At 65.8% G+C, this 12,549-nt stretch carries 12 protein-coding genes; 6 read left to right on the forward strand and 6 right to left on the reverse strand.

The genetic code is table 11. The annotated features are described in order from the left end of the window. Positions 1-22: 22 nt before the first annotated feature. The 3 genes from VVT58_RS12490 to VVT58_RS12500 all read right to left on the reverse strand — a co-directional run bounded on the left by VVT58_RS12490 (position 23) and on the right by VVT58_RS12500 (position 5,955). Complete coding sequence (locus tag VVT58_RS12490; protein ID WP_327752800.1) at positions 23-1,288, reverse strand: DUF445 domain-containing protein; 1,266 nt, start codon at positions 1,286-1,288, stop codon at positions 23-25. 226 nt (positions 1,289-1,514) lie between these two features. Continuing rightward, positions 1,515-4,673, reverse strand: a complete 3,159-nt coding sequence (locus VVT58_RS12495) for an efflux RND transporter permease subunit (RefSeq protein ID WP_327752799.1) — start codon at positions 4,671-4,673, stop codon at positions 1,515-1,517. 109 nt (positions 4,674-4,782) lie between these two features. Beyond that, positions 4,783-5,955 carry an efflux RND transporter periplasmic adaptor subunit gene (locus VVT58_RS12500; RefSeq protein WP_066560988.1) on the reverse strand — a complete coding sequence of 391 codons (1,173 nt, stop codon included), beginning with the start codon at positions 5,953-5,955 and terminating at the stop codon, positions 4,783-4,785. Between the two features lie 198 nt (positions 5,956-6,153). On the opposite strand from VVT58_RS12500, the gene VVT58_RS12505 reads away from it, so the two are divergent. Continuing rightward, entirely contained in the window at positions 6,154-6,402 is a 249-nt protein-coding gene (locus tag VVT58_RS12505; protein ID WP_066560991.1) for a GlsB/YeaQ/YmgE family stress response membrane protein, read from the forward strand. Positions 6,403-6,470: 68 nt separating this feature from the next. On the opposite strand, the gene VVT58_RS12510 is transcribed toward VVT58_RS12505, so the two are convergent. The 3 genes from VVT58_RS12510 to VVT58_RS12520 form a co-directional block, all read right to left on the reverse strand. Then, complete coding sequence (locus tag VVT58_RS12510; RefSeq protein ID WP_066560993.1) at positions 6,471-6,725, reverse strand: GlsB/YeaQ/YmgE family stress response membrane protein; 255 nt, start codon at positions 6,723-6,725, stop codon at positions 6,471-6,473. Positions 6,726-6,885: 160 nt separating this feature from the next. Next, complete coding sequence (locus tag VVT58_RS12515) at positions 6,886-7,185, reverse strand: DUF1153 domain-containing protein (RefSeq protein ID WP_066561002.1); 300 nt, start codon at positions 7,183-7,185, stop codon at positions 6,886-6,888. A gap of 109 nt (positions 7,186-7,294) precedes the next feature. After that, positions 7,295-7,591, reverse strand: coding sequence for a hypothetical protein (locus VVT58_RS12520; RefSeq protein ID WP_046762224.1), 297 nt, complete (start codon positions 7,589-7,591; stop codon positions 7,295-7,297). Positions 7,592-7,716: 125 nt separating this feature from the next. Between VVT58_RS12520 and mnmA the strand changes: the two genes are divergently transcribed. From mnmA to thiL, 5 genes are all read left to right on the forward strand, one after another. Beyond that, complete coding sequence (mnmA, locus tag VVT58_RS12525; protein ID WP_066561009.1) at positions 7,717-8,823, forward strand: tRNA 2-thiouridine(34) synthase MnmA; 1,107 nt, start codon at positions 7,717-7,719, stop codon at positions 8,821-8,823. Positions 8,824-8,905: 82 nt separating this feature from the next. Further along, a complete protein-coding gene (gene hisG / locus VVT58_RS12530) occupies positions 8,906-9,568 on the forward strand; it encodes an ATP phosphoribosyltransferase (protein ID WP_066561012.1) in 663 nt (220 codons plus the stop codon). Beyond that, a complete protein-coding gene (gene hisD, locus VVT58_RS12535; protein ID WP_327752798.1) occupies positions 9,558-10,847 on the forward strand; it encodes a histidinol dehydrogenase in 1,290 nt (429 codons plus the stop codon). Before hisG ends, hisD begins: the two co-directional genes overlap by 11 nt. An 86-nt stretch (positions 10,848-10,933) precedes the next feature. Then, positions 10,934-11,380, forward strand: a complete 447-nt coding sequence (gene nusB, locus VVT58_RS12540; protein WP_066562086.1) for a transcription antitermination factor NusB — start codon at positions 10,934-10,936, stop codon at positions 11,378-11,380. A gap of 66 nt (positions 11,381-11,446) precedes the next feature. Further along, positions 11,447-12,361: a thiamine-phosphate kinase gene (thiL, locus tag VVT58_RS12545; protein ID WP_327752797.1), complete on the forward strand. Its 915-nt coding sequence runs from the start codon at positions 11,447-11,449 to the stop codon at positions 12,359-12,361. The last annotated feature ends 188 nt before the right edge of the window (positions 12,362-12,549 follow it).

Below are 12,549 nucleotides of genomic sequence, written 5' to 3' on the forward strand. Positions count from 1 at the left end.
GGTTGGAATTAGCGGGGCAGTTCTACAGCAGGGTGTCGACGGCGTGGATGGCGAGTCCCACCAGCCCACCCACCAGCGTGCCGTTGACGCGGATATATTGCAGGTCGCGCCCCACCGCATGTTCGAGCCGGCTGGTGACCGTGCCCGCATCCCAGCCGCGCACGGTTTCGCTCACCAGCTTGACGATGGAGTCGCCATAGGTCGCCGTCGCCCCCACGGCGGCGCGCCGCATGAAGCGGTTGATCAGCAGGCGCAGCCGGGCATCCTCCTGCAAGGTAGCGCCCAGTTGGTGGAGCGCTTCACCCAGGCGCCCGGCCATGGCCTTGCCGGGATCGCGCACGGCCCGCAGCAGGCCGCTGCGCGCTTGCTCCCACAAGCCGTCGATCCAGCGCTGCATCGCCGGATTGTCGACGATCTCATCGCGGATGCGGGCGACGCGGGCCTGCATCTCCAGGTCGAACTGGAGGTCGGCAGCGAGCTTCGTCAGGCCTTCCTCCGCCTTCAGCCGCAGGCTGTGTCCGGCGTCCTGCGCCATGTCGGCCAGCAGTCTGCGCAGCCCGTCGATGATCGCGTTGGCAAGATTTTCGTCCAGGCCGGTCCAGCGCAATATCTTGCCCGATCGGTCATGCACCATCTGGCGGATCAGATGGTCATTGGCCTCCAGCGTGCGGTCCGCCCAGAGGATGATGCCGTCCATCACCGGGGCATGGCGGCCGTCGCGCATCGCCGCCTCCAGCGCCTGGCCGATCAGCGGGGCGAGGTTCATCGCCCGCAGCCGCTGGGCGATGGCGCCCTTCACCATGCCGCCCAGCCGTTCCTGGTCGAGCGCCTCCAATATGTCGGCGGCGAGACGGGACGCGCCTTCGCGCAGCCGCCCGTTGCCGCTGGAGGGGCTGGCGAGGAAGCGCCCCGCCACGCCCGCCATGTCCAGCCGCTGCATCCGCCGGGCGACCACCGCGGGTGTCAGGAAATTGTCGCGCAGGAACAGGGCGAGCGTGTCTCCGATTCGGTCCTTGTTGCGCGGGATGATCGCGGTGTGCGGAATCGGCAGGCCCAGCGGGTGGCGAAACAGGGCGGTGACCGCGAACCAGTCGGCCAGGCCGCCGACCATCGCCGCCTCGGCAAAGGCCTGAACAAAGCCGATGGCGGGATGGAGGTGGACGGTGGCCCGCGCCGCCAGGAACAGCGCCGCCATGACCAGCAGCATGCCTGTCGCCACCAGCCGCATGCGCCGCGCCGGATGGACAGGACTGGCGGCAACGGGGCGGGGCGGGGCGAGCATTTTCATGACCAGCTAACGGTTACGCCGCCGTTTCGTTCAGGCAAGTGCTTCTTTTCAAGGCTGGTGTGGTGGCTGCGATCGACCAGGCCATTAACGCATCATGCTCCTGCGATGGCAGGAGCCCAGTTCGGGCGGTGCGATAATCCACAGACGGTAGGACTGGGCTCCTGCCTTCGCAGGAGCACGATGTACTTCAAGGACAGCGACGCAAGTCGCCAGTCCGCCTTCCCGCCTATTCCGCCGGTTGCGCCGCCCCCGCCCTGTTGTCGCCGGGCTTGTAGGTCAGCAGGCGGCGGCCGAGGCGCGGGCCGACCCATTCCTCGATCCCCAGCGCCAGGCTGAAGGTCGCGGGCACGATCACCAGCGTCAGCACGGTCGACAGGATCAGGCCGCCGATCACGGTGATGCCCATCGGCGCGCGCCAGGCGCCGTCGCCGCTCAGCGAAGCGGCGGTCGGCACCATGCCCGCCACCATCGCCACGGTGGTCATGACGATCGGCTGGGCGCGCTTGTGCCCGGCATCGATGATCGCCTCCAGCTTGGGCACGCCCTTGCCCATCTCCTCCAGGGCGAAGTCGATGACGAGGATCGAATTCTTGGCGACGATGCCCAGCAGCATCAGCAGACCGATCAGCACCGGCATGGACACCGGATTGCCAGTCAGGTGCAGCGCCACCGCCCCGCCCAGCGGCGCCAGCAGCAGCGATCCCAGGTTGACGAAGGGCGGCATCAGCCGCTTGTAAAGCAGGGTCAGCACCGCCAGCACCAGCATGATGCCGGAAATGACCGCAATGACGAAATTCTGGATCATCTCCGCCTGCCACTTGCTGTCGCCGGTGTTCAGCTTCTGCACGCCCGGGATCTGGCCGGCGGTGATCGCCTTCATGGTCGGCAAGGCATTGATCTTGACCATCGCCTGGCTGGTGACGATGCCCGGCGCCAGGTCCGCGCCCACGACGATGCGGCGGATTTGGTTGTAGCGGCGAATCTGCGTCGGTCCCGCGCCGAATTCGATGTCGGCCACGACCTTCAGCGGCACGGAGCCGCCGCTGACCGTGGGCACCGGCATATTCTCGATCGTCGCAAGGTCGCGGCGGCTGTCTTCCGCTATCGCTACGCGGATCGGAATCTGCCGGTCGGACAGGGAGAATTTGGCGCTGTTCTGATCGATATCACCGATCGTCGCGACACGGATGGTCTGGCTGAGCGCGGCGGTGGTGACGCCCAGGCTGGCGGCCAGGTCGAAGCGCGGCTTGATGACGATTTCCGGCCGGTTCATGTCGCCCGCGACCCGCGGCGCGCGGATTTCATGAATCCCCGCCATTTCCGACACCAGCTTGTTGGCGGTCTGCTCCAGCTTTACCGGATCGTCGCTGCCGAACATGATGATGATGTCCCGGCCGAAGCCGCCGCCCGATTGCGATTGGAAATTGACGCGGGCGTCCGCGACCTGCTGGAATTTGGGCGCGATCTTGCGTTCCCATTCGACCGAGGAGATGGGCCGGTCCTTCCTCAGCGTCAGGTAAATGTCGGCGCCGGTCGTCTGGATATCGGCAAAGGCGGCTTCGACCATGTCCTTGTCGGATGCGAGCATGTCCGCCACCTTGCGGGTGATCGCCGTGGTCTGCTGCAATGTGCTGCCGGGCACGGTTTCGACCTTCACCTGGCTGAAATCCGTGTCGATCGTCGGCTGGAACGACATGGGCAGCGTGCCGAAGGCCGCGATGGTCGCGATGAAGGCCAGAAAGCCGAAGCCCATCGTCCAGATGCGATGGTCGCGAAGCCATGCGGTAAAACGCGCCGCACCGCCGCGGGCGCGATGGGCGACGGCCCGGCGTTCGTCCAGCGACCAGCGCAGCACCGCCATATAGACGTCCATCAGCCAGCCTTCGCCATGGCTTTCCTGGCCATGGGCCTTCAGGAAATAGGCGGCGATCATCGGCGTGATCAGGCGCGCGACCGCCAGGCTGAGCAGCACGGCGACCACCACGGTCATGCCGAACTGGATGAAGAACTGGCCCGAAATACCGGGCATCAGCGCCACCGGCAGGAACACCGCGACGATCGCCATGGTCGTGGCCAGCACCGCCAGGCCGATTTCGTCGGCGGCGTCGATGGAGGCCTGATAGGCGCTTTTGCCCATGCGCATGTGGCGCACGATATTCTCGATCTCCACGATGGCGTCGTCCACCAGCACGCCCGCCACCAGGCTCAAGGCCAGCAGCGAGATGCCATTCAGGGTGAAGCCCATCATGTCCATGAACCAGAAGGCCGGAATCGCGGACAGCGGAATGGCGAGCGCCGAGATCAAAGTGGCGCGCCAGTCGCGCAGGAAGAGAAAGACGATGACCACGGCCAGCACCGCGCCCTCGATCATCGCCTGCATGGCGCTGTGATATTGGCCCTTGGTATATTCGACGCTGGTGTAGAGCTGTTTGTACTGGACCTTCGGATTTTCCTTCCGAAGCTGCTCCAGCACCTTCATCGCGTCGTCGAAGACGGTGACGTCGGACGATCCCTTGGCCTTTTCCATGCTGAAGCTGGTCACCTGCCGCCCGTTCATCAGGGACAGCGTGCGCTGTTCGGCATACATGTCGCGCACATCGGCCAGGTCGGCCAGCTTGACGGTGCGGCCGCCGGAAATGGCGATCTGGGTTTGGCCCAGCGCATAGGCGTCGCGGGCGTTGCCCAGCACGCGGATCGCCTGTTCGGCCCCGGCGATTTCGGTGCGGCCGCCCGCCGCGTTCAGGTTCACTTGCTGAAGCTGCTGGTTGACCTGGGACGCGGTGATGCCATGCGATTGCAGCTTGGCGGGGTTCAGGATGACGCGGATTTCGCGGGACACGCCGCCGCCGCGCTTGACCCCCGCCATGCCGGGCACCGCCAGCAGCCGCTTGGCCACGCTATTGTCGACATACCAGGACAGTTCCTCCAACGTCATGTCGGTCGCTTCGGCGCTGAAATAGGCGATCGGCCCGCCGTCAATGTCGACGCGGCTGACCTGCGGTTCCAAAATGCCTTCGGGCAGGTCGCTGCGGATCTGGTCGACGGCGTTTTTCACATCGTTGACGGCGCGGTCGACCGGCGTGCCGATCTGGAACTGCACATTGGTGTTGGACTGGCCCTCCGACACCCAGGAGGTGATCTCGTCCACGCCGCTGATGCCGCGCACCGCCGCCTCGACGCGTTGCGTCACCTGCGTTTCCAGTTCGGTCGGCGCCGCGCCGGGCTGGCGCACGACGACGCTGGCCATGGGGAAGCTGATGTCGGGATTCTGGTTGACGTCCATCCGGCTGAAGCTGACGATGCCCGCCAGCAGCAGCGCCACGAACAGCACCAGCGGCGACACCGGGTTGCGGATGGCCCAGGCGGAAATATTACGAAAACTCATGACGGCTTCCTCGCCTGCCGGTGGGCGCGCAAGTTTTTGTTGTCGCATCGTTTCAAGCGGAAAACCGGTTCCCACTTTTCCGCACGATGCTTTGGCGCGCCACGCCGCTTCATTTGGACTTGCTGACCTCTGGCTTCACCTTCTGCCCCGGCGTCAGAAAGGCGCCGGCCGAAGCCACGATGCGTTCATTGCCGTTGAGGCCGTTCAGGATCGACACGCCCGCATCCGTCACCTGGCCGATCTTGACGTCGCGCCGCTGCACTTCGTCGCGGCCGTTGACGACAAAGACATAATTGCCCTTCTCGTCGCTCTGCACCGCCGATTCCGGCAGCATCGGCGCGGAGCCGGTGCCGCTGACGATCGCGGCGGAGGCGAAACCGCCCGGACGGATCGCCGGATTATAGGGGATGGCGATCCGGGCAATGCCCTGACGATTCTGATTGTCGACCACCGGCGACACCTGCCAGACGCGTCCGGTAAATTGCTCGGTGCCACCGACCGGGGTGACGGTGGCGCTGTTGCCGGTGCGCAGCGTGGCCAGATCGCCTTCGCTGACCTGGGCCAGCATTTCCATCTCGCCACCCTTGGCCATGCGGAACAGCGTGGCACTGCCCGATCCGACGATCTGGCCCGGTTCCACCGCACGGGTCAGCACCAGCCCGGCGGCGGGCGCGCGGATGTCGAGGCGGCCGGTGCGGGCGCGCTGTTCGGCCAGTTGGGCAATGGCGACATTGACGCGGGCATTGGCGGCATCGCGGGTCGCGGTGCGCTGGTCGATGTCGGCCTGGCTGATGAAGCCGCGCGACACCAGCGCCTTGGCGCGGTCGAGCTGGGCCTGCGCCAGCTTGGCGTCGGCGCGGCTGACCTCCACCTGCGCGGCGAGCGAGCGGATCTGTTCGGTCTGGACGGAGCGCTCGACGGTCGCGAGTATCTGGCCAGCGCGGACCCAGTCGCCCGGCTGCACCAGCACCCGCGTCACCGCACCGCCTTCGCCCACGACGCCCACCGGCATTTCCACCCGCGCGGCGAGCGATCCGGTGGCGCTGATGGTGTGCGACACAGTCGACTGGCCGGGGCTGATCACCGTCACGACCGGCGCCTGCGTGGCGCTGGCGGGGGTTTCCGCGCCCTTGCCGCGCATGCTGACCCAGGTGGCGACAGCGATCAGGATGATGGCGACGACGGCGCCGATCACCAGCCTGCGGCGCCAGATCGAGCGCTCATCCTGATCGCCAAGGACATTTGCCGGCGCATCACCGACCAGCGGGGTTTCGTAATTCATCCTGAATCCATCTTTCGGCCATCAGCGCCGTTCGGGTTGCTGTATTATATGAATACATCACCCGGCTCAAGCCCCCATTATCACGGCCGTGGGAAGGATCGCAAAGCCATTTGGCAGGCGCGGGGCGTCCGCTCGACCGGCCCTTGCCAAAGGCGCCCGACTGTGGCGCTATAGCCCGCATGGCGGCGGGAGGCGGCGATGGAATTGCTGGGATGGATCATTGTCGGCCTGTTCGCCGGGGCGCTCGCCCGGCTGGTCATGCCTGGCCGCGATCCGGGCGGCTGCGTCGTCACCATCCTGCTGGGCATCGCCGGCGCCCTGCTGGCGGGCTATGTCGGGCGACTGCTGGGCGTTTATGAACCCGGCGAGCAGGCGAGCTTCATCGCGGCCGTGCTGGGGTCGATCGGCGTGCTGGCGCTCTATCGATTCTTTGCCGGGCGGGGTTGAACAGCCGCATATGCGCATAAAAGAGGCCGCGCCCCTACGGACACGGCCTCTTTGTTCTTGCCGGGTGTTTAGCGGACCGAACCGCGACGCACCAGATTGACGATCGCGAGCAGGATGACAGCGCCAACCAGCGACACGAGGAAGCTGTAAAGCGTCAGGCCGTCATTGATCGAACCGCCGCTGAAGATCAGGCCACCGATGAACGCGCCGACGATGCCGACGACGATGTTCAGCAGGATGCCCTGTTGCGCGTCGGTCCGCATGACCATGCTGGCAAGCCAGCCGATGACGCCGCCGACAACGAGCCACAAAATGATGCCCATTTCTCACTCTCCTTGGTCCACAGCCCCTTTCGGGTGGGCTGATCTGTTCAACGGAGAAGTCGGCTTTACGTTCCATTTCACCTTGACAAAGCAGAAGGCCGCCGGATGCCAGATCCGGCGGCCTTGCTGTAATGCGACCCTTTTTTCTAGAAACGGATGATCAGTATTTCTGCTGCCGTTCGTAGAGGGACTTGTAATATTGGATGCGCGTCACGCGCAGGCCGTGCATGCCCGAACGGTCGACGGCGCGCTGCCAGCTCGCAAATTCCTCCAGCGTCAGCGAATAGCGGGCGCAGGCTTCATCCACGGTCAGCAGGCCGCCATTGACGGCCGCCACGACTTCAGCCTTGCGGCGCACGACCCAGCGAGTCGTGTCCACGGGCGGCAGGCTATCCAGAGTCAGGGGTTCTCCTAGCGGCCCGACGACCTGTGCAGGTCTGATTTTCTGGTTCTCGATCATTATCACCCTCAATAAGCGGCACTGGCGTTGCCGATTGTTCAGCAGTGCGAACTGTTTGCGCTCCAAGCCCTGAACAGGGCCTAAAGCGCCACGGTAAACGCCCCCTTCATCATCCTTGCCCCACCCTTAATCGGTTCGCGATCAACGGGTTAAAGCTGCCCGCGAGCCCTACGGCCTCGATATTGCCGCCGGAACGTGGCGCGAGGATATCGGCCAGTTCCTGGACCCAGTCGCCTTCGATTTCCTGCCCCCGCAGGACGCCCGCGACCGCCTGCGCGGTCGGGCTGGCCGCCTGCGCCGCCGCCGAAGCGGCCCGCAAGGACGGCCAGACCGGCACGCGCCGCCGGCCCGAAGGCTTGACGAAGCTGGGCTTGAGCCCGCCTGTCCGAAGGAATCCCAGATCCATGGGAGAGGGATTTAGAGCCTAAAGGATAAGGTCCGGTAAACTTGTCCCCCGAAATGGGTACGGCGATGCGACGAAAGATTGAATCCGGCTGGCACCCTGGGACGGGGACGACTATATGCGCGCCCATGCAGCCCCAGTTCCAGCTTACCGAGCCGCTGAATGCGCGGCGCATCGTCGTCGCCATGTCGGGCGGCGTGGATTCGAGCGTCGTCGCCGCGCTTGCCGCGCGCACGGGCGCGGAAACCATTGGCGTGACGCTTCAGCTTTACGATCATGGCGCGGCGGTGGGACGCACCGGAAGCTGCTGCGCGGGACAGGATATTCGCGATGCGCGGGCGGTCGCGGACCGCATCGGCATCGCCCATTATGTCTTTGATTATGAAAGCCGGTTCCGGGATTCGGTGATCGCTGATTTTGCCGATGAATATATGGCCGGGCGCACCCCTATCCCCTGTGTGAAGTGCAATATGGGGGTGAAATTCACCGACCTGTTCCAGATAGCGCGCGACCTTGGCGCCGACTGTCTGGCCACCGGCCATTATGTGCGCCGGATGGAAGGGGCGCGGGGCGCGGAACTGCATCGCGCAGCCGATCCGGCGCGGGACCAGAGCTATTTCCTCTTCGCCACGACTCAGGCGCAGCTCGACTATCTGCGCTTTCCTTTGGGCGGCCTGCCCAAGCCGCAGGTGCGCGAGATCGCAGCGGAACTCGGCCTGTCGGTTGCGCTCAAACCGGACAGCCAGGACATCTGCTTCGTGCCCGATGGCGACTATGCGAAGATCGTGCGCAAGCTGCGGCCCGATGCCGATGAGGGCGGGGACATCGTTCATATCGATGGCCGCGTGATGGGCACGCACAAGGGGATGATCCATTATACGGTCGGCCAGCGTAAGGGGCTGGAGATCGGTGGGCAGGCCGAACCGCTTTATGTCATACGTCTGGATGCCGAAGACCGGCGCGTGATCGTCGGGCCGAAGGCGGCGCTGGCGGTGTCGGCGGCGCGGCTCTCCGACATCAATTGGCTGGGCGGGGATTTCGCCGGGCCGCTGACCGCCAAGGTGCGCTCCATGGCCAAGCCGGTCCCGGCGCGGCTGGAGGGCGAGCGGTTGGTCTTTGATGCGCCCGAATATGGCGTGGCGCCGGGACAGGCGGCTGTTCTCTATGCGGGCGACCGGGTGCTGGGCGGCGGCTGGATCGCGGCGACCGAGGCGGCGCTGGCGGAGGCGGCCTGAACCTACCCCCAACCCCTCCCGCAAGCGGGGTGGGCAGCCCGACCTTGCCCTTTCACGCCCCTCCAAGTAAGGCGCGCGGGTCATGACTCGTCCGCTCACCTTCGCCATCCCCAAGGGGCGCATCCTCGATGAAGCGCTGCCCTTGCTCGCCAAAGCCGGTATCGAGCCGGAGGCGGAGTTCCATGACAAGAAAAGCCGCGCTCTCCGCTTCGCCACCAATCGGCCCGAAGTGTCGATCATTCGCGTGCGCGCCTTCGACGTGGCGACCTTTGTGGCGCATGGCGCGGCGCAGATCGGCATCGTCGGTTCGGACGTGCTGGCAGAGTTCGATTATTCCGAGATTTATGCGCCGGTCGACCTCGACATGGGGCATTGCCGCCTGTCGGTCGCAGAACCCGTCGGCTTATCGCAAGAGGACGAGGCCGCGCTCAGCCATGTGCGCGTCGCGACCAAATATCCCTATCTCACGCGCAAATATTATGAAGCGCGGGGCATTCAGGCCGAATGCGTGAAGCTGAACGGAGCGATGGAACTGGCGCCCTCGCTGGGGCTGTCGCGGCGGATCGTGGACCTTGTGTCGTCGGGCGCGACGCTGAAGGCCAATGGGCTGGTCGAGACCAACATCATCATGCAGGTGTCGGCGCGGCTGATTGTCAATCGCGCCGCCTATAAAATGCGCTCGGCCGAACTGGTGCCGCTGGTGGAGGCTTTCCGCAAGGCCGTGGGGACGAAGGATGCCGCTTAGGCTCGACACGGGCGACGCCGATTTCGCTGCTGCGTTCACCGCACTGGTCGATGCGCGGCGCGAGGCCGATGAGGATGTGTCGCGCGATGTGACCGCGATCCTCAAGCGGGTGCGCGCCGAGGGTGATGCGGCGCTGGCCGACTATACCAGCCGTTTCGATCGCCACGATCTGGACGTCAGCGGCTGGGCGGTGGAACCCGCCGAATGCCGCGCGGCGCTGGAGGGTCTTTCCACCGAGCTGCGCGACGCGCTGGAACTCGCGGCGGCGCGGATCGCCGCCTATCATAAAAAGCAGAGGCCGCAGGACAGCGACAGCATTGATGCGGCGGGCGTTCGCCTGGGGGCGCGCTGGAACGCCGTGGACGCGGCGGGGCTTTACGTCCCGGGCGGCCGGGCGGCCTATCCCAGCTCGCTGCTGATGAACGTGATCCCGGCCAAGGTGGCGGGCGTGTCGCGCATCGCCATGGTGACGCCGACCCCCAAAGGGGAGATCAATCCGCTGGTCCTCGCCGCCGCGCAGATCGCCGGGATCGAGGAAATCTGGCGCGTCGGCGGGGCGCAGGCTGTGGCGGCGCTCGCTTATGGCACGGATCGGATCAGGCCGGTCGATGTCATCACCGGCCCCGGCAATGCCTGGGTGGCCGAGGCCAAGCGCCAGCTTTACGGCGTGGTTGGTATCGACATGGTCGCGGGGCCTTCCGAGATTGTCGTGGTCGCGGACGGCAAGAACGATCCTGACTGGATCGCGGCCGATCTGCTCAGCCAGTCCGAGCATGACCCCACCAGCCAGTCGATCCTGTTCACAGACGATGCGGCCTTTGCCGATGCAGTGGCGGCGGCAGTGAAGCGGCGTTTGCCTTTGCTGTCGACGGAGGTCGTGGCGACCACGAGCTGGAACGCCAATGGCGCGATCATCGTCGTGCGTGATTTCGACGAAGCCATGCCGCTGGTCGACCGCCTGGCCGCCGAGCATCTGGAACTGGCGGTGGACGATCCCGACGCGCTGTTCGCCAAGGTGCGCCATGCCGGGTCGGTTTTCCTCGGCCGGATGACGCCCGAGGCGGTGGGCGATTATGTCGCCGGGCCGAACCATGTGCTGCCGACCGGGCGCCGGGCGCGCTTCTCTTCGGGGTTGTCGGTGCTGGACTTCATGAAGCGCACCAGCTTCCTCAGCCTCGATCAGAACAGCATCGATGCCATCGGTCCCGCCGCCGTCGCGCTGGCGGAGGCGGAGGGGCTTCCGGCGCATGCGGCTTCGGTGGCGTTGCGGCTCAAATAATCCGTTGCCCTGCGCATTGCGCGGGGTCATTTTTCTCCCTCGGGCCGGTTTCGACATTTCCGGTTCGAACGGCTATGGACCTGTTGATGAACGATCGCTCCAAATCCCGCTCCGCCGCGCGCCTTGCCGCGGTTCAGGCGCTCTACCAGCTCGAAATGGAGGGCACGCCGCTCCATGTGCTGCTGCATGAGTTCCACCAGCATCGCCTGGGCGCGACCATCGAAGATGTGACCTATGCGCAGGCGGAGGAGAGTTTCTTCGACGATGTCGTGCAGGGCGTGGACCGGCGGCGGGAGGAGATTGATGGGCTGATCGTGGCGCGTCTCTCCAAGGGCTGGAGCCTGGAGCGGCTCGACAAGCCGATGCGGCAGATCCTGCGTGCGGGCACCTATGAACTGCTCGCCCGCAAGGATGTGGCGACCGGCACCGTGATCAGCGAATATGTCGATGTCGCCCACGCCTTTTACGACAAGCGCGAGGCGGGCTTTGTGAATGGCCTGCTCGATGCGGTGGCGAAGGACGTGCGGAAATAACGGTTATGGCCGATTGCGCTCCTGCGAAGGCAGGAGTGCGAGGCGCTAAAGAGGATCGGCCGTGCCATGTCCGCTGAATCGCGCTTCCTGACCCTGCTTCGCCTGCTGGCGAATGACCCCGCCGCGCAGGGCTTGCAGGACGATGTCGCCGTGCTGGAAGTCGGCGGGTCCCGCCTGATCCTCACCAGCGATACGATGGTGGAGGGGGTGCATTATCTTCCCGCCGATCCGCCCGCCGACATCGGCTGGAAGCTGGCGGCGGTGAATCTCTCCGATCTCGCGGCCAAGGGCGCGAAGCCGCTCGGCTGCCTGCTCAACTATGCGCTGTCCGGCGATGATGCGTGGGATGCCGCGTTCCTCGAAGGGTTGGGGGAGGCTCTGGCCCGTCACGCCATGCCTTTGCTGGGCGGTGACACGGTGCAGATGCCGAACAGGGCTCCGCGCAGCTACAGCCTGACCGCGCTGGGCGAGGCGACCGGCCCTGTCCCCTTGCGCGGTGGCGCCAAGGCCGGGGACCGGCTGTACCTGACCGGCCCGGTGGGGGATGCGGGCATCGGCCTTGAGCTGCTGCGAACCGTGCCGGGCGCCTCTGGACCGCTGGTCGACGCCTATCGCCGTCCGCGTCCGCGTCTGGCCGAAGGGGCGCTGCTGGCGCCCCATGTCCATGCCATGATGGATGTATCCGACGGCCTGCTGATCGACGCCTCGCGCATGGCGGCGGCGAGCGGCCTGGCCGTCACCATCGACCATATCCCGCTGTCGCCAGCGCTGGAAAGCGCGCGTGGCGCCAGCAATGCGGTTCAGATCGCGGCGGCGCGGGCGGGGGATGATTATGAGCTGCTCTTTGCCTTGCCCGCCGCTGCGAAACCCCCGGTGCGGGCCATTCCGGTCGGGCGGTTTTCGCAAGGGACGGGATTGACGCTGATGATCGACGGGGTGGCCATGCCCTTGCCCGACCGGCTCGGCTGGGAACATGGCTGAACTTTTCTGATTTGCGTCAATGCCGTAACGGGTTGACGCGGCCCGTCCGCCCTGTAGCTTCACCCCCGACCTTTCTCAGCCCCGGTAGGACCGCATGATGTGCGTGAGCCTGTTGCTGATTGACGCGGTGCCCGATGCCGGATGCATGAAATCCGGCCGCCCGCCCTTACGCCCTTCGCCCGCCCGTA

The organism is Sphingobium sp. SJ10-10, from assembly GCF_036038995.2.
Classification (GTDB): domain Bacteria; phylum Pseudomonadota; class Alphaproteobacteria; order Sphingomonadales; family Sphingomonadaceae; genus Sphingobium.

Bases quoted from the DNA above. Each gene is read 5' to 3' on its own strand.
- nusB (WP_066562086.1), top strand. From the start codon at position 10,934: ATGAACGATCGCTCCAAATCCCGCTCCGCCGCGCGCCTTGCCGCGGTT.
- VVT58_RS12505 (WP_066560991.1), top strand. From the start codon at position 6,154: ATGGAATTGCTGGGATGGATCATTGTCGGCCTGTTCGCCGGGGCGCTC.
- VVT58_RS12520 (WP_046762224.1), bottom strand. From the start codon at position 7,591: ATGGATCTGGGATTCCTTCGGACAGGCGGGCTCAAGCCCAGCTTCGTC.
- VVT58_RS12515 (WP_066561002.1), bottom strand. From the start codon at position 7,185: ATGATCGAGAACCAGAAAATCAGACCTGCACAGGTCGTCGGGCCGCTA.
- hisG (WP_066561012.1), top strand. From the start codon at position 8,906: ATGACTCGTCCGCTCACCTTCGCCATCCCCAAGGGGCGCATCCTCGAT.
- hisD (WP_327752798.1), top strand. From the start codon at position 9,558: ATGCCGCTTAGGCTCGACACGGGCGACGCCGATTTCGCTGCTGCGTTC.
- VVT58_RS12495 (WP_327752799.1), bottom strand. From the start codon at position 4,673: ATGAGTTTTCGTAATATTTCCGCCTGGGCCATCCGCAACCCGGTGTCG.
- VVT58_RS12490 (WP_327752800.1), bottom strand. From the start codon at position 1,288: ATGAAAATGCTCGCCCCGCCCCGCCCCGTTGCCGCCAGTCCTGTCCAT.
- VVT58_RS12510 (WP_066560993.1), bottom strand. From the start codon at position 6,725: ATGGGCATCATTTTGTGGCTCGTTGTCGGCGGCGTCATCGGCTGGCTT.
- thiL (WP_327752797.1), top strand. From the start codon at position 11,447: ATGTCCGCTGAATCGCGCTTCCTGACCCTGCTTCGCCTGCTGGCGAAT.
- mnmA (WP_066561009.1), top strand. From the start codon at position 7,717: ATGCAGCCCCAGTTCCAGCTTACCGAGCCGCTGAATGCGCGGCGCATC.
- VVT58_RS12500 (WP_066560988.1), bottom strand. From the start codon at position 5,955: ATGAATTACGAAACCCCGCTGGTCGGTGATGCGCCGGCAAATGTCCTT.